Raw genomic sequence first — 21,594 nt, 5'->3', positions numbered from 1 at the left:
AGTTTGTGCCTAATTTATTTGTTTTTTATTATGTTTTCTTAGAAAGTTAAGGTAGTAGCTTTAATTACTACCCTGCTTGTAATTTCAAGGAGTGAGAAAATTTTCGCACACCTTGAAATCTTATCGCTGGACGAAATTTGTTGCTTTGGAAAGTCCGAAAAACGGACATTAGAAATTGGGTACGAAATTCGTACTGAAAAGTTTAGATGTGTGTTAAACATATTTCTGAATATCGCTGTCCGAAAAACGGACGGCGTTTGTGACAACGATATTCCTCCACAAAATTGAATAGGGATGGTCATTTTAACCACCCTTCAAATTTTAATTAGATGAAATTCGTCTGAGTTTGTGTGAACAAAACACGCACCCATAAATATAATTAAACTGTCCTATTTTTGGTACTGCTATTATTCTATTTATCTCAATTTGGAAAATAATGTTGTATTATTTCTTTATTAGGTGTAAAGTTTCAATGGAGATGAGAATTTATGAATAATCAAGGTAAATTTCAAAAATCTGAAATAAAAAGATTAAATCAAGTTTGCAAACAATATTATGAAGAATATAAACAGTTTGTAGATAATAAGGAATTACCAGACTTTAAACCGCAATATGATAATAATCTTGGAGCAAATACATATGCAATAGCAAAATGCCCCAATGAAAAATTTTCATATTATCGTATCTTAGTATCTCCGAAGATTAAAGACCTTAATAAAGATGTTAAAAAAGCTGTATTTTTTCATGAATTTACGCACATTGAAGATCAATTTCTAGTAGAAAGACAATTGCATTCCCATGAAGAAGCACATAAACTATTAGGCGTATATTCAGAATATCGTGCTAGCAGAGTTGAAACTATGGTACTACTAAACTTTAATTCGTATAGTGAAAATAAAATTATTTATCGAGATGATACATTATTTTATGAAACAGATAGGCAGAAAGTGCCTGTAGAAAAATTTTTATCAAAACAACGTGAAAAGGAACTTTATAATGCAAGTAAAAGACTAGAATATTTGAATTCTGAAACTGACAACAGTAAAAGATTAAAACTCTATTTAGAAACTATGCAAGGTGTTTTGTATTATATAGGGCATGTCGATTTGTGTGCAGAATTTTATACAGAATCATTAGATGAATTTTTAGACTTTGCGCCATTTTCAAAAATATTTGGTGACAAGATTACGAAATATTTCAATTTGATATTAGATCATAGGGAAATTGATATTAATGCATTATACGAAATTAAAGAGTTACAAGATGAAATAGTGTTAGATCATGTTCAGTACTAAAGTAGAATAAACTATAAAAATTATTGGGGATTACTTTGTTTTTTCGCCTATTTTTTTTGCAATATTATTTCTATCAACTAAAATCTCTTGTTTATACTTTAATTTTGCAGTTTCATCAGTTGACGTACCACAAGTAAACATTTTAATGTATAATGCTTGACAATCAGTTATGATACTTTTATCGTCACTGGTGTATTTATTAGAAGTATCATTAGCTATATTTACAGTTTTATTATATAATTCATCTGAAACAAATTTATTAGAATTTATAAAATCATCGGCACTAGATAGCCACTCTAAAACTACTTCTTTAACATCCGTACTAAGAGAACTAACAGTATTTATTGTGGTTGCTTCTACTTCTGTGTTTGAAGCTCTTTGATTACAACCACTAATAGAGACAATTATAATTATTAATGATATTATTAATAAAATTACTCTTTTCACTATATCAGTCCTTATGGAAAAATTTAAAATTATAATGTTTACTGTTTAACTTTAGGCTCTTCTAACCATGACATTATAACACTGGTAATAAGCAATAACCCATTTTCACAGTTATTTGCAGGTAATGATTTTACATAACCTGTAGCTTGAAAAAATTCTTGTTCCCAAAACTTAATATCGCATCTTTTGTCAAGTTCGTAATCACGCATATCATCACGATATTTATCAAAAATGTATTGTACAAGTTTTCCTTCCCACATTTTATTATAAATGGTTTCTCTAGTTTCAGTTTTTTCAATAGCTATTAATCCATATATTTCATTTGCGAAATTTTTTATACCTATGTATCCTTCATGAAGCTGCTCCATACTATTTACACCCTTTCAAAATATAATCTTTATTTGCATTATAGGTCGAATTGGAATATATTTCAAGAGAAAAATAAAAAAATATGCAATGTGAATGATGAGCTATTTATGATTGAAAGGAATATTGTCTCTATATATTGAATATTTTCCATATTAGGTATAAAATAATATTACCATAATTTAGAAGGAGCTGATTTTTATGGAAAATGAAAATAAAACACCGCTTCAAAGCTTACTAATTATTCTTATAGTAATTAGCGTTATATCGTTTATCGCTTGTTTAGGCATACGACAAAGTACAGAACAAGATTATGTAATAGCGCAAGGAAACGCTCTTACTGCATCTTATACTCAAGGGAGAGAATTGTCTGATCAAAGTGATGATACTAAAGCACTTGATGTTAAAAGAAATGCTTGTGTTGCTGGCATGATAGCTTCAGGAATTGTTTTTGTTATTTGTGCCTTTACTTATCCTGCTACTAAGCGCAAGAAAGAAGAAGCAAAACCAACCATCATAGAAAGCACCAGTACCACAACAGATAAATTACAAGACCTAAATAATATGCTAAAAAATAACCTTATCTCGCAGGATGAATATGACGATAAGCGTAAAAAAATATTGGATAGCATTTAAAAACAAAATATTAATCCATATAATAGAAATAGGCAGTCACTTTAATTAGTGGCTGTCTATTTTTTTTGAAATTTTTATTTATCGTTGTCCAAATCTTGCTGAATCTGATTATGTATAGCTTTGACAATAAATTCATTAATGCTTTTATAGTTATGCCTATCAATATGATCTTGCAAAAAATCCTTATTCCACATATCATCCTTGCGGATTAGTACAGAAACAGTGTCATAAATTCTATTCTTTGATTTTTTAACAACTTCGCTTCTTGATGTTTTATCCATTATGATTATCTCCTTTATTCAACTGAATTTGATATAAACATAATAATACTAAAAAATAAAAAATTAAAGAGAAATACTAACTAATCAGTATAAACAATTATAATTCTAATTTGTATAATATGATTGTTGAAAGTGCATATTGCAAAGATAGTAGTGCTATCTTATAATTGTTGCATACCAACAAAGGACAAGTCGAAAGTATTATGACCAAATAAATGCAATTTATGCCTTATATAATAAAAAGGAGGTAATTTATTATTGGTTGATCTGGAACAAGTGATTAAAATTGCAAGTGAAAATACTGGAATACCTATCAAGCAAATAGAAAACAGTTTGAATCCTTACTTACTTCAATCAAGTGAAATTTTCAGAGAGTTACGCTATTTAGGAAAAATCAAAAAATATAATTGGAGGTTGTCAAAATGAAAATCACTGGCAAAACTTTTGTTGAAGGTAAAATGGTTGAAAAGGTTTTGTGGGAAGGCAAATTTGATGCAGAAAATCTTATCCTTGAAGATTCCCACAATGATTTAGGCGATTGGTTAAAACAAGTTAGATTCGATGATTCCAACGTTGTCACAGGAATTAGTCAAGCATTATATGACTTTATGTCAATTACCTGTGGTTGGTTGGGAAATGATGATTCAAAAACACTCCTGTTCATTACACTTTCATATAAAAATGAAGTTCATTATGGTATCCAAGCATGGTGCAAACCTGCAATTCTTGATTATGATAAAATGCCTAATCATGATGCAGATGACAACCAATGCAAAGAAGAACAACAAGATCATTTAGACGAACTGGAAGAAAACGGCGGCTATGAATTTGCAACCTTTAACCTTGAATTGTCAGATACAGAAAAAATTGAACTCTTAGAATTCATGATTTTATAATTGATTATAAGTTACAATTTTGTTACTTTCTTCTTTCAAATGGGTAAGGCATATCTATTATATTACGTTATTTGGTATGCCTTACCACAATTATTATCAAAAGAGGTTTAATATGAAAATTTACACATTACAAGATGCTGATAAGCAGTATATCATCAAAAGCAACCATATGTATGTTGGTTATCTTTCAGAAGTCTCTATATTTCATCTTACGAAGAATATAGATGATGCTCATATTTTTACATTTCGTGGAGCAGTAAACGCTATCCAGTATAAATTGAATCAATTCTTTCCAAACTGCGAGTTTTCTATTATAAATGTAAGGGATGAAATAACTTTGTCAAATAAAATGGCTATGTCAGAAGAGCAAAAACAGACGTTTAACAACTTATTGGATGATATTATCAGGCACACAAAAGCAATGGTACTTAGCGATATTGCAAGTAAAAATAATGCCAATGCCATTTTTGAAGCGAAAGAACAACTTAATAACATGATTAATGTTGTTGATAGGAAAGAAGATGTTGCAGTATGACAGATAAGCTAAAAGAAATTCGTGAAGATGTAAAACGTTCCCTTTGTAATGATTTGCCTTGGACAACTTATGTACAGTTTAATGGCTTAATTCTTGTGCGTGAAAGCCTGATAGACAACAAATATTCTTCAATTTGGTTGTCAGCAGATAAGAAAAAATCTGCAATCATTATCCTTAGTGATGTTAAAACTCCTGATTTCCCTATGGTTGTAAAATTAAATGGCTTTCAAAATGTTGATTCTGTAGCCTAAAAGGAAGAAGGATTAACATGACAGATGAAGAAAAGAGAAAACAAGCCTGTAAAGATCAGTTGGAATACTTAATTGCAAAGAAAAAAATTATTAAGAGCAATCCTCATGTATGCCATTATTGTAAACGTAACCTGTCTAAAAATGAGATCACCATAGATCATCTTGTTCCACTAAGCAGGGGTGGGGCTTCAGTGGAATCAAATCTTGTTATTTGTTGCCCTGAATGCAATCATGAGAAGAATGATATGACAGAACAGGAATATATAGCATTCAAAAATAAATCAGCAATAATCCCCAAACGCCATTATCATTATGATGAACTACTTAACTTGCAAGAAATAAAAATACCTATGTCATATGCCAGATCATGTGTAAAAAAGAACAAACTGCAAAAAGTTTCTTCCTATTATAATAGACATGGGGAACTGGACGAACCTATCATGGTAAAATCTCATGCTGATAAATTGCTTCTGGATGGCTACGTAAGATTTGTAGTAGCTAAGAATCAAATGGTTTCAACTGTACCAGTAGTTTATGTTTATGATTAAGAAATACAGGGGATGGCAGAAGCTAATCTCCTGATATTTAATTTATCTGAAAATATTTTTAAAAAATTTTGAAAAAACTATTGCAAAACTTGAAATCGCTATTTTTAAGGGTATATAATGGATATAGAACCAAAGAAGAAAATAGAATGGAGTGACCACATACCAAAATATACAAAAAAATATTTCAATGTTTGGTAACTATTACTCTGTTATTGGTTGTCCAGATATGGTACAATAAACATAAGTAGCGGAAAAATATAACGCTAAAAGCACTATTCAGCTTAATTGCTAAATAATGCTACACTACTATTCTCGTATTTGTATGTATGCACAAAGGGATACTATCTCATTTTGCGTATAACATAAATGGAGAGATATTCCATTTGTATCTCTACCTCTGTCCTTTGATAATTGAATATAAAAATAAAACCAGAAGGAAGATGATACCAATGCAGTATTAACTTTGATTTCCTACTCATTATATCATGAACTTGCTAAAAGTCAATGCAATTTTAAAAAAATATTTTGAGAAACATTGCATTGAGTAGGATAATCACTAAATTTTATATATATTATACGGCATAATACACAAAATATAATGCTAAATTAAGAATAATAGCAAAGAAACCCAGCAAAAACAGGCTGAACTTTACGTTTTGAGGGGAAAGCAAGTTGAAAGGAAGAATCTAAATTAATGTCAAATTTTAAGATCAGTAAAGAACAATTAGTCAAAGATATAGCCGCACACAAGACAGGATACCTTATTAATGTAGGTGATAGTGAAAACCCAAATAATGCGTTTGAACTATTTTCAATGTATTTTGGAAAATGCCAGAAGCTACATAACTGGTTGTCTTTCTCCAACTGCAATCCACAGACAGATGAAAATAGAAAAATCACAATGCCTATTGAAGATGTTGGCGAATTTTCGCTTAATCTTGATAAGGTTGGAGAAATCTATAGTCTGAATGAGGAAGAAAAACAAGACTTATTTGAATTTGAAGTGCCAACAGTATATCAAATCAAAACATTCCCTGATGCAGATGATTTATATATTGGATTAATGAACTAATATTATTAAAAGAAAGAAGAATAAAATAATGGTGAAATACAGTAAAGAAGAAAAACACGAAATGAAATTACTTACAACATATCTCTGGTTTAAAAAGGCTATAAATGGTGGTTTACTCAAATGTATAGAAAAAGACAACATGAACCAAGCACCAGTAAATTTTAAAAACGTTACTTTCAATCATGAAACATTTACTCTTACAGTTAATTTTAATAATGGCACTACAAGAGAAATTATATTGCCTATAAACTATGGTGTTGAATTAGTAGAACCAGAAAACAATCCAGATTATAAAGGATTCCAACGAATTGGCTTATGGGATACTGAAAATATGTATTGCTTTGATGCACAATTTTAAAGGAGAAACAAATGAATAATGCACCTGAATTAAAAAAACAGATATTAGTCTGCATGAAGCATTTGCAAATGCTCTATATATCCTTACAAACCCAAAATACACCATTGACGAAACTTTAAAAATTGGGAAAGAATGTAAGGATATGTCAAGAGAAGAATTAACTGACCTTGTAAAAGAATACTTCACCCAAATACTGGATTATAAATATTATGGTGCTTCAGTATCGCATGACATAAGACAACTAATTGATAAAACTAAAGGAGAAAATAATTAGAATGACAGATAAAATGAAAAAAAACTATGATCGCTACATTAATCAAGCAATGGAACATATCACAAAATGCAAAGAATGGGATTTAGTTCCATATGATATTGAGAAGATATTAAAGAAACAAGGTAATAAACGATTATTAGAAAAAATTGGTGAACTCGCAGAACAAATTGATTTACAATATGCCAAAGATGATGAAAGAATTGAAAAAACCGTACACAAATAGATGAAAAATCAAAAATAGAATATGGATTTCCAATAAAAACTCCACCAATTAGTATTGCAACATTCCACACCTTACTTTCAGATATTTTATGGTATGACATAGAAGTATATCATGAAACATATCCAACAATATACAAACACGTTTATGAGCGTGTACAGGCATCAAAAAATCAACGACGTATGGAACATATGACATCTAAGGAATACGATTTGTTGCATGACAATATACCGCCATTAAGAATATATAATCTTATTGTTGGTACTGAGAATATCAGTGATGTATTATATGAATTTCACCTAAGAGGAATATAAATGCTAAATGAGTATATTGCTAAAATAAAGTGGGCGAAGAATGATAAAGAAATCAGAGAAATTCTAAAAACATTCTATTTTGAAAGTGTATGTAGTTCGGATTTTAGAAAACAAATAGATAATGATATGGCTGAAGAAAGTGAAGGAAAATATATTGAATAATACTAAAAAAGAAGAACTTACAAGAAAAACATTTATGAAAGAAACAGGGGTATTTGTTAGCAACATTTATTTTGAAACTATGTTTAAAAGTGATTATGAGCATAGTAATTTGTCACCTAAAGATTTTCCCAACAATGGTTGAAAGATAATAAACATGTTATTTGTGAATCTGATAATATTAAAAATTTTAAGTACATAATTAACGATGATGAAATTTCCTGTGTTGAGGATGAAGATATTGACTCTGAAAATATAAAAGCATTTGATATAATTGAAAGCTTATCAGAAAGTGAAAAATATTGGTTTGACAAATCACGTAAATTAAATGCGGACATAAAAGAAATCACTAAACTAGCAAAACAAGCAATAACAATTTCAAGGTGGTCTATTCTACAAAGCAATTTCAATTATATTCACTTAGCAAATCAGTATAATCAATTTGTGAGACAAATTGAAAATGATGAATGCGATTTCAACGAAGAACTAAATAATAAGGATAACGATTTAGAAATTCATTTCTAAAAGAAAGAGGATAAAATATGAAAATAGAACAAGGGGCGCACATAGCGCATAAACAATGGTCTGGATGGATGAAATATTTATTTGAAAATAGTATTCAAAATACAGATGGAACAGTAACTATTCCAAAATGGGCAGTTGATAGATGGACAAGGCAAATTAATACACCTTACGAAGAACTTACAGAAGAAGAAAAAGAATCAGATAGGATAGAAGCTAGAAAATACTTAAAGCATGGTTTATTTCATGAATGGATACGAATTAGCGATTGGGAACTAATAGAGCATAGTGGTGATACATATGAAGCTAAGTTTAAATGTAATAAATGTGATGTTATTAAAACGAAACATGTTAAGGAGTATCATTAAAATTAAAAAAGGAGAATGATTATGATAGATTTGGATGAAGCAATTAGAATTGTTGAGAGCATACCTTTTGAACCTTGGATAGAACTACAAAAGGGCGATAAAGAAGCAATTGCCATTATAATTAATTATGTTAAACAGACCATGAACAATAAAGAGAAACACAAATGCTAACAGACCCACTTACATTAAAATGTTTAAAATCAAGATACTTTACATATGGAATGTTACTATCTGCAATTTATTCTTTAAACCAACAAGCAAAGATATTAAAAAGTGAATTGCAAGTTAAGCCAAATACAAAACATCTTGATGAACAAATAAGACTATATTATAAAATGCGTGATAAACTGCTTACTTTAATTCAAACTAAATGTATTTACAAAATTCCTATACCATCCGCTTATGATTCAAAATTAATCGAATATTATAGATATTTTGTTGTGAAGCAAAAGGATGGATGGGAATTTCATATACCAATAGAGCATTGGGATATAGAACAATATCATGTACCAGTAGAAGAAATAAAGCAACTACCAGACACTAATCCAATTATAAATAATTTTATGTATAGTTCAATCCAATTCTGCACGAAAATTTATAACCTGATTAGATCAGAAGACTACACATATGCAGACAAACACAAAACAATAAGAGTAAATAATACTGATGATGATTAAACCAATAATACTAAAAATATTTTTAAAGTATTTGTAACGTTAAGTAAGACAAAATAAAATAGAGCAATAGCAAGACAATCTCTTGTAATCGTCCTACATTGCCCTATATCAACTTTGAAAATGTTAATTTTAAGGTGTATAATTGAATTAAGAATAGGAAACAGCAAATATCATACTTATCCACTCTATGTTTTATATTGATGCTATAATATCACAGATTTTATGATATGTCAATAGATAAAACAAAAATATTTTTAAAATAAAAAGGGATGAATACAGATGTAGAAATGAAACAAACAAATTAATTCGTAATCAGCCAGTTACATATTTTATTATGAAAGGATTTTATAATGGATAATACTAAAAAAGTTTATATTTATAATCCACTGCAAACAAATTATTATCTTAATAATGGCATGAGGTTACTAAATACAGGAATACATAAACGAACTAAAAAGACATTTTGGGTATTTGGATATGAAGATACTAAGGAAGTATATTTAGATTGGATTAATAGAAAACATTAAAGTTATAGTAATATTATTAAATTATAAAAAAATAAATGTACGCTCCTTTTGGTACTTTTGGAGCGCTTGCCGCAGTAATGTGACGATAGGAGCATTACAAGGCAACAGGCAAAAGTACAGTAATAATAACACTATTTACTATAAGGACTACTTAAAAATATTCACTTTTAAATTAATCTGATAATAATACGTAAGAGTGTATTCACATTAAAACAAAAGTGAAGGTTTTCAAAATATGATGAAAGGAAAATAGATGAACCTACAGAATTTACAAACTAATCAATCATTCAAAAATTACAATAATTTATGTAGTGTATTAGATGAACCAATTAAAAAATGTGGTAAATCAAGGCAATTACAAATAGCAGATTGGCAAAGATATTTCGATTATTCTAAAGATGGTCAAAAATTTATTATTACTGAAATATATAATGACCCAAAAGAAAAAGTTGATAAACGTGGTCATCATAGTAATAAAGCAAAATCAGAAAATGATAAACGACATAAAAATGGTGGTCATAAGACAAGTGCAATATCTACTTATATGACTAATGAACTTTGTGAAATATTAGAATGTGATGTGTTTCTACATAGTAGTGAAAGCCAAATCATTATTAAAAATCTAAAATTGATTAATGAGAATTATAATGATTGCGTATATCATTTTGACGATAATATGTATCATACAGTTGATGGTGAAGAAACGTATTATTATGATTATGAAAAAGATTTCTTCTTAGATTATTGTAACACCATAATGAATAGTTACAAACGGAGATTAAAGACAATTTTACAGAAATTGAGTGCAATACCTAATGTGATTGTTAAAAATGATTATGGTATCACTGTAATTAAAGATGGAATTAATGGGAGTAATTATTACGATACTGAATTTATTGAGGATGAAGCCACAATAAAGAAAATATCAGAATTAGAATCTAATCTATTTATTGTTTATGATGTGCATGAAAGTAATGAAAAATGGAAGATATATACCAATAAAACTAAAAAAGATGAATTCACTAATGATTTTGTAAAAAAAGTTGGTACATTATTAAAAAGAAATGACATTATAAATTGCTACAAAACAATTTACATAGAAGCGCCAGTAGGTACAGATTTTAGTTCTATTGATAATTATATTGCAGATGTGGAAGAATCAGATAAATTTGATAATGACTTTGTAAAAGCACAAGAGAAGTTTGCAAGTAAAAAATTAGAAACACTATTCAATAAAAAGAAATTTGGAAATGATCTGTACAATTCAGATGATATATTAAAATCTGATATTGTTAATTCTTGTTTAGGTATGGTTAATTATCAAGGAAATATTAAAAAAAACAAACAAACAATGATGAAATGAAAGAGGAAAGATAATATATATGAATAATAACGTTTATATTAGAACTATTGAAGCAAGTGATGTATATTCTCATATGATTAGGGGGACACAGCTTAAAGGTGAGTATATCGGCATGATTCCTAATAGTCTTGAATTATTAAAATTAAAACAAATTGGTTTTAAGATAAGTCATAGTAAAAAGATAAATCAGCAGACCAGTGATGATATTATCAATTTGGAATTCAATTCAAATGTTAAAAATGGTCATACAGTTATGGAATACCTTAAAGATAAGACAGTTGAAGTACAAAAACAAATTGATGTTGTAGATTGTAAGTTAGAAGCATTCAAAAAAACAAATTGTAATGTACATAAAACTAAATTAACTGAAAGAAAAAATAAATTAAAACAGTATTTGCAAAAACTTACTGATTATCATGATAAAATTAAAAATGAATTGGACAATGAAGAATTATCTGATAATTGGAATGAAGTTAAGATTAAAAACTTGCGAGATTATTTAGTTGATAATGGATTTACTATTACAGTAGTAAACAAAAAGACAGGAAAAACGAAAACAACAAAGTATGTTTGTTACAAGAGATCATCTGCCAAATCACGCACAGGGCAATGTTTATTTATCAAAGAAAAGCTATTTAAACCAATGTTTACATGGTCGCATATGGATATTGATTTCTCTAATTTTCATGGTGACTATACTGCATTGTTATCATATAGCGCATTGGTAGGCTCTGCTATTGAAGATACAATAAATATTGACCCTCATAAGATTCTATTAATTAGTGATATTGATAGTGAGTTTAATTGGAATGTTAATGTTGTAAAATATAATGATAAAAAACAATTAGACAGTATTCCAATAGATAATTATCCAGTTCACAATAGTATTTTCGATGGTGAATCTCTTTTGGATAGTAGTTATTTTCAAGATGGGAAAGCATTCTATTTGTTAAGACATCATTTCTTTAAGTCAGCGGCATTTTCAACGAACCTCAAACAATTTCTTAAAGATTATCATGACAATCATAATATTACAGTACCTTTTGAAGAATGGGAACTTACAAGTATGCTTAATGAACCCTTAAAGGCTTCTGAATGCGTTATGATTACTACCCCCAATAGTTTTTAAAGGCTTTAAAATTCAGTGATTATAAAGGCTCTAAAAAGGAAATGTGGCACTATTGGCAAGATATCGTTATAAGAGATTCTAAGAATGGTATCCCGTTTGGTATCTGTAAGCATGAAAAGCCATCAAAAAGGGGATGTGATGCAAATGGAAATATACTCAATCAAACCAGTTACCAAATTTTAAACAGTATGCCGATCACAGCTAATGAAATGCTAGAATTATGTTCATTTGAATTGGATTATATTAATAAACTTAAAACTGACAATGGTTTCTTTCTTGAATATATAAAACAATCAGCAACAGATAGAAATTGTAATCAAATGGTTTATGACTTAGCAAAACACACCCCTGAATTTATGAATACAGATGAATTTTATAATTTTAAAGATAGAAATATCTGCAATTTCGTTAGTCACTGTAAACATGGTAAAATTAGATTAAATTCAGACTATTGTGTAATGTTGGGAAACGGAATCGAATATCTTTATCACGCTGTTGGTGATGAAAGAATCAAAGAGGAAAATCCAGAAAGATTATCACTAATAGATAATCAGATTTACACTCCATTATTTAAAGATGGTGATGAACTATCTTGTTTCCGTTCTCCGCATACTTCCCCCTCTAACTGTTATCTTGGAATAAATACCAAAAATGAATTGATTGATAAATATTTTAATTTATCTGAAAACATTGTTTATGTTAATTCAATCGGATTCCCTATTCAAGATATGCTATCGAGTTGTGACTACGATTCAGACCAAATTCTTGTAGTTAAGAATAGTACCCTACTTGCTAATGTAAAAAAAGTGTTTAAGCAGTATAGAGTATGTATCAATGAAGTTCCCAAATCTAATAAAACTTATGATGCAACACTAAAAAATATGGCGGCAATAGATAATGATCTCGCTGATTCACAAAAAGAGATTGGTAAAACAGTAAATTCAGGACAATTAGTTATGTCGGCTTTCTGGAATAAGCTGAATACTGAAGGTATTGTAGATAATGAATTGATGAAAAAAGCAGACATAGCAACGGTGCTTTCCTGTATCGTAATCGATAGTGCTAAAAAGGTATATAAAATTAATAAAAAGCAAGCAATTAAAGATTTATTGAATTGTTCAGATGGTACTTTCCCAAAGATAGAAGCAACATATCAAAGAAAAACAAACAATGGTGTAAAAGAATATAAGCGCATGATAAATAGTAAACCAAACTTTTTCAAGTATATAAGTCAGAGCAATAATATAGGGAAGTATATGAATCATTATGAAACAGCTATGGACTATTTATATGATATATTTACAAATTGTAAAAAAGAATCATATGACAATAGGAATAAAATACTATTTGTAAAATTACTAAATACTAAAGAAATAGATGGGAGTAATATGGATAGGGATAAGCGTAAGAAAGTAATTGATTATGTTGCTAATATGGATTCTGAATTAAGTAAATGTAAAGCTATAAAAATATCAGAATTTGATGAACAATTAAAAAAGAAAAATGAAATTAGAGAAAACAATATTATACAATACTACAGGTATTATCTCAGAAAAAACAAAATAGACGATAAAATGATGTATGCCATAATGATTTACATACTAAAAAATAATATAAGTTCTATTATGTTAAGGCTTTTGAATGAACTTTATATAAATAATTCTAATGCATTTTTAGATATATTTAAAAAAAGTGCTACGTAAAATCTTTGAAACACGCATGAATACTAGGTTTAAAATCTTCCCATATGGAAGGAACAATATAAATTATTGTTCTAACCAAACCGGATAGTGATTATATAGACTTTTGTCTATCGTTAATAATATTTTATATCAGTGATTCATTATAAATCATAAATCAGATTCCAGTTTTCAATTGGAAACATATTTCAATCAAAGATAAAGCCGCTCCATTTAGGAACGGCTTTTATATTTATAAAAATAACGAAATTAAAATAAATAAAAATAAGGAGTGACTATAAGTGCAGGAACAAATTAGGAGAAGATTTCAAAAGTTCATAGAAGAAAGTGGACTAAAACAGAATTTTGTAGCGAAGAACCTTAATATTTCTCCTGTTGAGTTATGTAATTACAAAAAAGGTAAAACAGACCTTGACAATGTTACAGTAGTTAAACTTGATCAGTTAATGCAGAAGTGGGATTTTTGATTTTAGTTAAAAATTACTATATTATCACATTATGTATTATATCACAGGAAAATACAAATTGCAATAGGAACCTAAAATAATTTTGGTATTAGCAGAGGTTTTTCATTTTCCCTCTGTTTTTACATATGGAGGTGTTTTACAGATCACCTTCAACCTCCTTTCTATTAATTAGGCAAATAACGAATACGATTAAGCGATTTTACGGATGAAGTCGGGAAAGTCTCTAAGCATGTATTACCATTAGATAATTTCGTCATCTTGATGTGGTGCAACCCCACCTTACCTCACTTAAACTTGAAAAGATGACTAGGCATCGAAGAAAGAAGAATGTACTATTCATTCTGCACAAGCTAACTACTTGTGTTGCCAGAATCTTGAATGAGGATTGTACGAGCAACATATAATCCTCATTCTTATATATGAAGCCATTAGGGGACATCTCCTATACGCTTTATTAGTTCCAGTGTAATCAAATTGATTTTGAGTAATTTTATCACGATTAACGATACGAATATAGTTATTTATATATTCGTATCCGAATATTATTTGTTTGCTGAAAAGCAGACTTAAAATATATTAATAATTTTAAAGTTAAGGGAGTATGAAATGTAATGGATAAAGCAATGCAGGGCGATATAAAGTCTTTTTTGGATTTTATATCTGAAGCAGTTGGAACAAATAACAATGAAGGTCTGATGAATGCAGTTGATGAGCTGAAAAAGAAATGTGAAAAGGTTATTGAGGAAGAGAAGAAAGCAAAAGAAAAGTCAATGCCAGAATTTAGAAATGTACTAAGCTTGAATATAGCTGAAAGTCTTATAGTGGATTGGGGTCTTATGAAACAGTTGAGTAGTATTATCCCTAATAGTCATGATTCTACAAAACGAATTTATGTTTTTAAGAATAGTCCAGAACTGTCTATGGCGTTAGATCAGCTTATAGCGGAATCGAGAGAATATAAGAAAAAACGTAAGCAAGAAAATTTAGAATTGGACAAAGCACTAAAAGATAATAAGAATAATAAAGGAGAAAAAAGCAATGAAGAATGAAACTAAAGCACTGAAGGTTACATCTAAAAAACTCTTTAATATTTTAATTGAAAACGGTGAAGGTTGGCATATTTGCGATATTAAGTATAGTCCTAACAATCCAAATTTTAAAACATTTTATTTTGAGTATTCAGATAAAGCCAATAGTATTATTGATGATTTTATAAATGAACATCATGATAAGTGGTCGGAAAAACGTGAACGTAGAAAAAATAGAGAAAATGCGGAATCGGATTTCTCAAAAGAGCTTTCCGAAACAATGAAACAGATTCTTTTTCAGATGAAACAATGTAATTATAATAATATGATTTCATCTTTATATAATACTCCTGTTCCATCTATTGAGCAGGGAACAGAACCTATACAGGAAGTAAAAGAAGCAGAAAAGAATGAAGATAAAGGAGAACAGAGTAATGATTAATTTGCATATTTGCGACAATGCAAATAATGTGTTGAATTATTTATATAAGTTTGTTGGTAATGATCTAAAATGTAAAGACGTAGATTTTTCAAAGTTTGCGTTTCGTAATAATCATGGAGATATTTTAAATCCAGAACTAAGTAAAATGTGTCTTATTCAGAGTTTTACATTTTTGTTAGAATCAGGTTTCATTAAAGATATTGATGAATACGGTTTGGAACAATATGATAAAACAGATGATGCTACATATATACAAAATATGGTTGTCACATTTACCCCAAAAGGAATCCAGCATATGGAATCATTCTTAAAACATAAAAAGAATGATTATCATAAAGATCAATATAGACGATATTAATTAGATTATAAGGGCATATCAAACATTATATATCACACGGGTACACAGTGATTAGTTAGCCGCTAATTGATGTGTACCTTATAAGGGCGAAAGTAGAAATCACTTCTATAATCGTCAAGGAATAGACAGGGCAACACGCAATTTATTGGATGGAACGGTGAGTGCGCTATTGCTTGCCCTGTCTGTTTTTATCTTATTAATAAAATTGAGAGTGAAATAAGGAGATAACAAATGAAGGTTGAATTAAGTAGAATCCAAATCGGATATTTACAACGTGCTATAGACTATTTAGCAAATTCGTTAGATGGAACTCTTATTGATAATTCTAAAGTAGATTATGAGACACAGATAGAAACTCTAAAATTTTGTTTTTATCAACATAAACAATTTGAAGAATTACTTACAGAAGAAACTAATAAAGAAAATGCTAAAAATGAAGGGGAAACAGATAATGAATAAAATGCCTACTAAAGCAATGCTAAAACTTGGAGTAAATAAGATATTCCCTATTGTGAATATCTTTTTTGATACACAACTTGTTACTTTGCAGGAAAAACCTAACGTCTGGAATACAGTTGATTTTAAAAATGTTGAATTTGTTGAATAAGAATTGAGATTACAAAATGCTAGTAAACATACGAAAAGCTTTAATTATTTTAGATTGGCTTTATACATATTCAAATGAAGATGCTTATTGTAATGGTGTGGATTGTCAATCTATTATTAATGATGCTAAAATTGATACAAACGAATTTTTTATTATTTTATCTTACCTTGAAAAATTACATTATATTTCAAGTCATGTTGTTTTTAATGGTAAAGAGGTATGGTGTCAAATTTGTTCTAAGGGAAAGAATTTAATTTAATTATAAGGAGATATAGAAATGTCAGGTTGTTGCCCAAATTTAGATAATGTAGATATTAAAAAAACTATCGAACATTATGAAGATATTAAAAGAAATCTTGAAAAACAAGTTGCTGACCATCAACGTGAAGAAAATCGTTTGCGTTATATGGCTTCTGGTTATGCTGCTCTTATCATTAAAACGAATAGTCCTGAATTAATTCAGAGAGCAAAAGAAATGGCTGATGAAGCAGATAAATTGAACTAAAATCAATCCTAAATATAAAAACCAGATACTTGAAATATAGTATCTGGTTTTTATTATATTGAACGATATTGCAAGTATTCTGGTTATTAATTTAATTCGAGATACAGGAAGGATGTTGACAAATGAGAAATGGAAAAGCAGGAAATATCAGAACTTAAAAAAATAGCTGATGATGAAGAATTCAAGCCAGTAATGCTAAATGATATTCCTTATGAAAACTATTATATAAGTAATTATGGCAGATTATATTCTATATATTCACATAGAATTCTAAAAGAAGATTTGAATAAGAAGTCTGGATATTATTATTATAAACTTTCAAATCATGGTAAATTTAAAACAATTACAGAGCATAGGCTAGTTGCTCTACATTTTTGTGAAAGAACTAATCCAGACTGGAATACAGTAAATCATAAAGATCAAATACATACTAATGATATTTGGACTAATCTTGAATGGTGTACAGTTATTTACAACAACAATTATGCTGATAAATTAGAAAGACAAAGTAAAACTAGGCAACGAAAAATAGTTCAATATGATAAAGATAACAATCCTATAAAAATATGGGATGGTAGGGTTACAATATGGAATACCTTACATTATGACCAATACATAATAGGTTATCGTGCAAGAAAGACAACTAAAAACCATATGTACAAAGGTTATATATGGAGATACTTAGATGAATTAGAAAGCGAAGTGAATATATGACTTCTGATTTAGAATTAGTTTCAAGTTTAGATAATAGAGCAAAGTATAAAATGCAAATCATGTCAGATATTGCGAATGATCAAGATATTATTGATATACTTCTGCCTAACCCTGATTCAAATTTAGAGATTTCAGATCAATTATTAGGCTATTGGGATAGGAAAGTTACACCTAATGTATGGCATGAAGGAATTATTGTACCTTATCTGTATTATGAGCAAACGATTCAGGAAAAAAGGACATATGTATGCATTGATGCAATACCAAAAGATATTGTAGCTTCAAATGCAATACAGGATATGTATTTATATATAAACATATTTACACATAAATCATTAATGAAATGTGAAAAACAAGGATTTTTAGGAACAAGAATGGATATTCTTTCTCAACTAATATCTAATTTGGTTACAAGTTCAAATCAGTATGGCATAGGGAAATGTTCAATGCAGAATATGAATAGTTATAATCCTGATTATGACTATAGTGGTTACACCATGCAATTTTTCGTGTCAGACTTTAAAAGAGTAATAAAATAGATATATTGCAGGGATAGCAGATAAAAACATTTTTATGGGTTTATCTTTTATAACTTATATATAAAGGGGAAATAAATTATGGCAGAAATTATTGAAAACACAGAAAATAAAACAAACGAAAACAACGAAGATTCTATTACAATGTCCAAGGATGAATTTACTAAAAAAATCCAATCTGAAACTGATAAAGTTCGTACAGAATACAGTAAACAGAAAAAGGGTCTTGAAGATCAGATTAGTTCGCTGACTGATAAAATCAAGGAACTTACTCCAAAGGAAAAAACCGATGCGGAGAAAGATGTTGAAACACGTTTGCATGAACTTGAAGAAAAGAGTAAACAGGCTGATGTAGAAAAGAAACATTATGAGTTTCTTAATACTTTACAGTCAAAAAATATCCCGTCTTCTTTGCATGAATATCTGAAAGATGATATTGATGTAGAAAAGTTTGCTTCAGTTTTAACAGATATTGCAAAGCAATCTAAAATCAACAATGGGTTTGAACCTGTTACCCATAACTCAAATACAGGTGTAACAAAAGAACAATTTAATAAAATGTCTTATGTTGAAAAGGCAAAATTATATAGTGAAAATCCAGAACTTTATAAGACATTAATAAAGTAAAATTTGAAAGGGGAAATAAATTATGGCACTTATTATTCCAAAAGTATTCTCTGATGCGGTCAACGCTCGTCTTTCCACGACTTTGCAGATTGGTAAAGTAGCTTTTGATGCTACACCTTATGTTTCTGAAATCGGAAATAAGGGTGATACCGTTAATTTTCCAAGATTTAAACGTACAGTTTCGGCAGTTGAGGTAACTAAAGGCACAGCCCTCACCCCTGCCGTTATTGATATGACTGATAATCCTGCTACTATTAAACAGGTAGCTGCTCCTGTAACTGTTTACGATGTTGAATCACAGCAGATCCAGGCACCAGTGATGGATCGTATGGTTGAACAGGTATCTGATGCTATGCGTTTGAAGATTGATAGTGACTTGGTAACTACAATGGATAATGAAGCTATCTATAAAATTCAAACTGGTGCGGTAGATCAGATTGCACAGACTGAACTTGATAATGCTTTTAGTTCATTTGGTGATGCACAGAATTATGATGACTTTGCAGGAATTATTATTCATAGTAAACTACTTCCTAGTTTAAAGGCACTAAATCAGTTTACTTCAACTACATTGACTACTTCTACCGCTAATAATGGTATTGTTAGAAATGGTATTGTAGGCTACTATGCTGGTATTCCTGTCATTATGTGTAATAATAATACGATTACAACGGGTGCCACACCTGAAACGAAAACGTACATCGTTAAGAAAAATTCTTTGGGATATATTTTCCAAAAGAATATTAATGTTGAGGAACAGAGAGAATTACTTCTGCTTAGAACCAATATTGTAGCTTCAAGTTTGTACGCCACAAAAGTTGTAGATGAGCAAGGTATATGTATCCTCCGCAAAACAATTGCTTAAAAATAAATATTATTATAGCCGTTGGGTTTTATTCCAACGGCTATTTTTTATTCAAAAAAATGTTAAAAGGAGTATTTAGATGATTAGTGGAACAGAAATTAAAGAATTTAGAAATTTGCGTGGAGTATCTCTTAGAGATGTTGCAAAAGCGTTAAAAGATACCGATAAAAGTTTGTCTGCTCAATTTATTGGACAAATTGAAAATGAACAAAAAAGTATGAATGAGGACAATTATAAAAAAATAATTTTAGGTATTAATTTAGCATTTGCTAAGAAAACTTTGGGCAATAAAACAGAAGATAATGAAGATAGTGGAGTAAATGAAGATGGCGAGTAAATCCATATTAACAGAACTATCAGATAAATTTAATAATAGAGTAGCATATTATCTTGTGTTTAAATATGCACCTGATTTACTACCAACACCTTGCAAAACTAATGATTTTGAGGATTTCAAAAAGAACTACTCTTTTATGGAAAAAGTTGAAAAGAAAACGGCTGAAGGTTGGCTAAGAAACAAAGATGTTCAAAATGCTGTTTTAGATATAAAGAAAAGAAATTACATAATAGATTTGATTGACTTATATCAAGAATATAAAGAGAAAAGCAAAGATGACCCAAAATATATTACTGGTTTTTTTCAAATTAAAAATGAATTATTCAAGGAAACTAAAGGTGATGACCTTGCTAATGACTTAATGGGTATGAATGATATTCCAACTGATGATTAATTTTTTAGTATATTTTTATACAAGTATATTTTTGTACTGATTGGAGGTGTAAAAAATGAAACGTGAAGATATGAGATTATTCCTTGATAAATCTGGTTTAAAACAAAAGACAATTGCGGAGCAAACAAATATAGAAAATTGGATTTTTACCAAATGGATAAATGAACAAACCACTTTAACTTCTTCGCAGATGGAAAGACTTGATGATTTTGTATCTGTTTTTTATCATAACAATGCTTATGTACAATCTTAATAAAGGTGATGTTAAACAATGCCAACGATATTAGAACAATTGCAGAGCAAGAATATAGGAAGTTTACAAACATCAAGTAATCAATCTTTTGCTGATATTTTAAAACGTGAAGTTGAAAGATTAAAACAGTGTATAGATGATCAAATATCAATATTCTATATGAGTTATTCGCCTAAAGTATATAAAAGAACTTACAAATTTGAACGTGCGCTTTTCGTGGACGATTTTTTAGACATAAGTACAAATGGCACTAAAATTACTATAAAAATGAGATTGCGTTTTAATGATGCATTATCTTATAGTCCGTCACTTTGGCATGGTTCAGATGCCTATCTGCCCTTGATTTTGGATAGGGGCTGGGCGTGGAAGAATCAACCTAACAATCCAATTGACAGATTTTCAAAATTTTCAGGTGCACATTTTATAGAAAAAGGTATTGAACAATTCAATCAAGATAATCCATTAGGAATAAAAATCAATATTCAAACTTATTAAAAGAATGATTATTATTAGATGTTAATAA

General features: G+C 29.1%; 39 protein-coding genes. 36 read left to right on the top strand and 3 right to left on the bottom strand.

Translation table 11 applies throughout. The features are described 5' to 3' along the window. Window positions 1–488 precede the first annotated feature (488 nt). The gene (locus ACQGQ5_RS08665; RefSeq protein ID WP_455736130.1) at window positions 489–1,295 is read left to right on the top strand and encodes a hypothetical protein; all 807 of its coding nucleotides are present in this window, start codon (window positions 489–491) and stop codon (window positions 1,293–1,295) included. Between the two features lie 30 nt (window positions 1,296–1,325). On the opposite strand, the gene ACQGQ5_RS08660 is transcribed toward ACQGQ5_RS08665, so the two are convergent. Beyond that, the gene (locus ACQGQ5_RS08660; RefSeq protein ID WP_455736129.1) at window positions 1,326–1,742 is read right to left on the bottom strand and encodes a hypothetical protein; all 417 of its coding nucleotides are present in this window, start codon (window positions 1,740–1,742) and stop codon (window positions 1,326–1,328) included. Between the two features lie 38 nt (window positions 1,743–1,780). After that, window positions 1,781–2,110: a hypothetical protein gene (locus tag ACQGQ5_RS08655; RefSeq protein WP_455736128.1), complete on the bottom strand. Its 330-nt coding sequence runs from the start codon at window positions 2,108–2,110 to the stop codon at window positions 1,781–1,783. Between the two features lie 199 nt (window positions 2,111–2,309). On the opposite strand from ACQGQ5_RS08655, the gene ACQGQ5_RS08650 reads away from it, so the two are divergent. Further along, on the top strand, window positions 2,310–2,744 hold the full coding sequence (locus ACQGQ5_RS08650; RefSeq protein ID WP_455736127.1) for an SHOCT domain-containing protein: 435 nt from the start codon (window positions 2,310–2,312) through the stop codon (window positions 2,742–2,744). A gap of 74 nt (window positions 2,745–2,818) precedes the next feature. Here the strand turns inward: ACQGQ5_RS08650 and ACQGQ5_RS08645 are convergent, their stop codons facing one another. Continuing rightward, complete coding sequence (locus tag ACQGQ5_RS08645; RefSeq protein ID WP_455736126.1) at window positions 2,819–3,025, bottom strand: hypothetical protein; 207 nt, start codon at window positions 3,023–3,025, stop codon at window positions 2,819–2,821. A 258-nt stretch (window positions 3,026–3,283) separates the two neighbouring features. On the opposite strand from ACQGQ5_RS08645, the gene ACQGQ5_RS08640 reads away from it, so the two are divergent. From ACQGQ5_RS08640 to ACQGQ5_RS08475, 34 genes are all read left to right on the top strand, one after another. Next, the gene (locus ACQGQ5_RS08640) at window positions 3,284–3,451 is read left to right on the top strand and encodes a hypothetical protein (protein WP_455736125.1); all 168 of its coding nucleotides are present in this window, start codon (window positions 3,284–3,286) and stop codon (window positions 3,449–3,451) included. Further along, window positions 3,448–3,921, top strand: coding sequence for a hypothetical protein (locus ACQGQ5_RS08635; protein ID WP_455736124.1), 474 nt, complete (start codon window positions 3,448–3,450; stop codon window positions 3,919–3,921). The genes ACQGQ5_RS08640 and ACQGQ5_RS08635 overlap by 4 nt, the downstream gene beginning before the upstream one ends. A gap of 112 nt (window positions 3,922–4,033) precedes the next feature. Further along, a complete protein-coding gene (locus ACQGQ5_RS08630; RefSeq protein WP_455736123.1) occupies window positions 4,034–4,456 on the top strand; it encodes a hypothetical protein in 423 nt (140 codons plus the stop codon). Continuing rightward, window positions 4,453–4,707 (top strand): hypothetical protein, encoded by a 255-nt coding sequence (locus ACQGQ5_RS08625; protein WP_455736122.1) that lies wholly within the window; start codon window positions 4,453–4,455, stop codon window positions 4,705–4,707. The genes ACQGQ5_RS08630 and ACQGQ5_RS08625 overlap by 4 nt, the downstream gene beginning before the upstream one ends. Window positions 4,708–4,724: 17 nt before the next feature. Further along, window positions 4,725–5,255 carry an HNH endonuclease gene (locus ACQGQ5_RS08620; RefSeq protein WP_455736121.1) on the top strand — a complete coding sequence of 177 codons (531 nt, stop codon included), beginning with the start codon at window positions 4,725–4,727 and terminating at the stop codon, window positions 5,253–5,255. Between the two features lie 694 nt (window positions 5,256–5,949). Beyond that, entirely contained in the window at window positions 5,950–6,327 is a 378-nt protein-coding gene (locus ACQGQ5_RS08615) for a hypothetical protein (protein ID WP_455736120.1), read from the top strand. A 28-nt stretch (window positions 6,328–6,355) separates the two neighbouring features. After that, a complete protein-coding gene (locus tag ACQGQ5_RS08610) occupies window positions 6,356–6,685 on the top strand; it encodes a hypothetical protein (RefSeq protein WP_455736119.1) in 330 nt (109 codons plus the stop codon). Between the two features lie 142 nt (window positions 6,686–6,827). Continuing rightward, window positions 6,828–6,959 (top strand): hypothetical protein, encoded by a 132-nt coding sequence (locus tag ACQGQ5_RS08605; RefSeq protein WP_455736118.1) that lies wholly within the window; start codon window positions 6,828–6,830, stop codon window positions 6,957–6,959. Between the two features lies 1 nt (window position 6,960). After that, a complete protein-coding gene (locus ACQGQ5_RS08600) occupies window positions 6,961–7,182 on the top strand; it encodes a hypothetical protein (protein WP_455736117.1) in 222 nt (73 codons plus the stop codon). A gap of 311 nt (window positions 7,183–7,493) precedes the next feature. Further along, a complete protein-coding gene (locus ACQGQ5_RS08595) occupies window positions 7,494–7,655 on the top strand; it encodes a hypothetical protein (protein ID WP_455736116.1) in 162 nt (53 codons plus the stop codon). Next, window positions 7,648–7,797, top strand: a complete 150-nt coding sequence (locus ACQGQ5_RS08590) for a hypothetical protein (RefSeq protein ID WP_455736115.1) — start codon at window positions 7,648–7,650, stop codon at window positions 7,795–7,797. Before ACQGQ5_RS08595 ends, ACQGQ5_RS08590 begins: the two co-directional genes overlap by 8 nt. Then, entirely contained in the window at window positions 7,794–8,177 is a 384-nt protein-coding gene (locus ACQGQ5_RS08585; RefSeq protein WP_455736114.1) for a hypothetical protein, read from the top strand. Before ACQGQ5_RS08590 ends, ACQGQ5_RS08585 begins: the two co-directional genes overlap by 4 nt. 17 nt (window positions 8,178–8,194) lie before the next feature. Beyond that, on the top strand, window positions 8,195–8,542 hold the full coding sequence (locus ACQGQ5_RS08580) for a hypothetical protein (RefSeq protein ID WP_455736113.1): 348 nt from the start codon (window positions 8,195–8,197) through the stop codon (window positions 8,540–8,542). A 21-nt stretch (window positions 8,543–8,563) separates the two neighbouring features. Further along, the gene (locus ACQGQ5_RS08575) at window positions 8,564–8,713 is read left to right on the top strand and encodes a hypothetical protein (protein WP_455736112.1); all 150 of its coding nucleotides are present in this window, start codon (window positions 8,564–8,566) and stop codon (window positions 8,711–8,713) included. Continuing rightward, window positions 8,707–9,219, top strand: a complete 513-nt coding sequence (locus ACQGQ5_RS08570) for a hypothetical protein (protein ID WP_455736111.1) — start codon at window positions 8,707–8,709, stop codon at window positions 9,217–9,219. Before ACQGQ5_RS08575 ends, ACQGQ5_RS08570 begins: the two co-directional genes overlap by 7 nt. 780 nt (window positions 9,220–9,999) lie before the next feature. Then, window positions 10,000–11,109, top strand: coding sequence for a hypothetical protein (locus ACQGQ5_RS08565; protein ID WP_455736110.1), 1,110 nt, complete (start codon window positions 10,000–10,002; stop codon window positions 11,107–11,109). Window positions 11,110–11,128: 19 nt separating this feature from the next. Continuing rightward, window positions 11,129–12,238, top strand: a complete 1,110-nt coding sequence (locus ACQGQ5_RS08560) for a hypothetical protein (RefSeq protein ID WP_455736109.1) — start codon at window positions 11,129–11,131, stop codon at window positions 12,236–12,238. A gap of 41 nt (window positions 12,239–12,279) precedes the next feature. Next, the gene (locus ACQGQ5_RS08555) at window positions 12,280–13,941 is read left to right on the top strand and encodes a hypothetical protein (RefSeq protein WP_455736108.1); all 1,662 of its coding nucleotides are present in this window, start codon (window positions 12,280–12,282) and stop codon (window positions 13,939–13,941) included. Between the two features lie 278 nt (window positions 13,942–14,219). After that, entirely contained in the window at window positions 14,220–14,405 is a 186-nt protein-coding gene (locus ACQGQ5_RS08550) for a helix-turn-helix domain-containing protein (protein WP_455736107.1), read from the top strand. A 611-nt stretch (window positions 14,406–15,016) separates the two neighbouring features. Next, window positions 15,017–15,454, top strand: coding sequence for a hypothetical protein (locus tag ACQGQ5_RS08545; protein WP_455736106.1), 438 nt, complete (start codon window positions 15,017–15,019; stop codon window positions 15,452–15,454). Then, complete coding sequence (locus tag ACQGQ5_RS08540) at window positions 15,444–15,875, top strand: DUF5659 domain-containing protein (protein ID WP_455736105.1); 432 nt, start codon at window positions 15,444–15,446, stop codon at window positions 15,873–15,875. Before ACQGQ5_RS08545 ends, ACQGQ5_RS08540 begins: the two co-directional genes overlap by 11 nt. Further along, window positions 15,868–16,233 (top strand): hypothetical protein, encoded by a 366-nt coding sequence (locus ACQGQ5_RS08535; RefSeq protein WP_455736104.1) that lies wholly within the window; start codon window positions 15,868–15,870, stop codon window positions 16,231–16,233. Before ACQGQ5_RS08540 ends, ACQGQ5_RS08535 begins: the two co-directional genes overlap by 8 nt. A 231-nt stretch (window positions 16,234–16,464) precedes the next feature. Then, window positions 16,465–16,692, top strand: coding sequence for a hypothetical protein (locus tag ACQGQ5_RS08530; protein ID WP_455736103.1), 228 nt, complete (start codon window positions 16,465–16,467; stop codon window positions 16,690–16,692). Further along, a complete protein-coding gene (locus ACQGQ5_RS08525) occupies window positions 16,685–16,840 on the top strand; it encodes a hypothetical protein (RefSeq protein ID WP_455736102.1) in 156 nt (51 codons plus the stop codon). Before ACQGQ5_RS08530 ends, ACQGQ5_RS08525 begins: the two co-directional genes overlap by 8 nt. Window positions 16,841–16,856: 16 nt before the next feature. Further along, window positions 16,857–17,099 (top strand): hypothetical protein, encoded by a 243-nt coding sequence (locus tag ACQGQ5_RS08520; protein ID WP_455736101.1) that lies wholly within the window; start codon window positions 16,857–16,859, stop codon window positions 17,097–17,099. 18 nt (window positions 17,100–17,117) lie between these two features. After that, a complete protein-coding gene (locus tag ACQGQ5_RS08515; protein ID WP_455736100.1) occupies window positions 17,118–17,345 on the top strand; it encodes a hypothetical protein in 228 nt (75 codons plus the stop codon). A gap of 129 nt (window positions 17,346–17,474) precedes the next feature. Then, window positions 17,475–18,059: an NUMOD4 domain-containing protein gene (locus tag ACQGQ5_RS08510; protein WP_455736099.1), complete on the top strand. Its 585-nt coding sequence runs from the start codon at window positions 17,475–17,477 to the stop codon at window positions 18,057–18,059. Further along, entirely contained in the window at window positions 18,056–18,598 is a 543-nt protein-coding gene (locus tag ACQGQ5_RS08505) for a hypothetical protein (protein WP_455736098.1), read from the top strand. The genes ACQGQ5_RS08510 and ACQGQ5_RS08505 overlap by 4 nt, the downstream gene beginning before the upstream one ends. Before the next feature lie 78 nt (window positions 18,599–18,676). Continuing rightward, a complete protein-coding gene (locus tag ACQGQ5_RS08500) occupies window positions 18,677–19,222 on the top strand; it encodes a hypothetical protein (protein ID WP_455736097.1) in 546 nt (181 codons plus the stop codon). 22 nt (window positions 19,223–19,244) lie between these two features. Then, window positions 19,245–20,087: a hypothetical protein gene (locus tag ACQGQ5_RS08495; RefSeq protein WP_455736096.1), complete on the top strand. Its 843-nt coding sequence runs from the start codon at window positions 19,245–19,247 to the stop codon at window positions 20,085–20,087. A gap of 79 nt (window positions 20,088–20,166) precedes the next feature. Beyond that, window positions 20,167–20,424: a hypothetical protein gene (locus ACQGQ5_RS08490; RefSeq protein WP_455736095.1), complete on the top strand. Its 258-nt coding sequence runs from the start codon at window positions 20,167–20,169 to the stop codon at window positions 20,422–20,424. Next, the gene (locus tag ACQGQ5_RS08485) at window positions 20,414–20,818 is read left to right on the top strand and encodes a hypothetical protein (protein WP_455736094.1); all 405 of its coding nucleotides are present in this window, start codon (window positions 20,414–20,416) and stop codon (window positions 20,816–20,818) included. Before ACQGQ5_RS08490 ends, ACQGQ5_RS08485 begins: the two co-directional genes overlap by 11 nt. A 55-nt stretch (window positions 20,819–20,873) precedes the next feature. After that, window positions 20,874–21,071, top strand: a complete 198-nt coding sequence (locus ACQGQ5_RS08480; protein WP_455736093.1) for a hypothetical protein — start codon at window positions 20,874–20,876, stop codon at window positions 21,069–21,071. Window positions 21,072–21,089: 18 nt separating this feature from the next. Continuing rightward, window positions 21,090–21,566 carry a hypothetical protein gene (locus ACQGQ5_RS08475; RefSeq protein ID WP_455736092.1) on the top strand — a complete coding sequence of 159 codons (477 nt, stop codon included), beginning with the start codon at window positions 21,090–21,092 and terminating at the stop codon, window positions 21,564–21,566. The last annotated feature ends 28 nt before the right edge of the window (window positions 21,567–21,594 follow it).

The organism is Caproiciproducens sp. (assembly GCF_053840905.1).
This window is presented reverse-complemented; position numbering and strand designations above follow the sequence as displayed.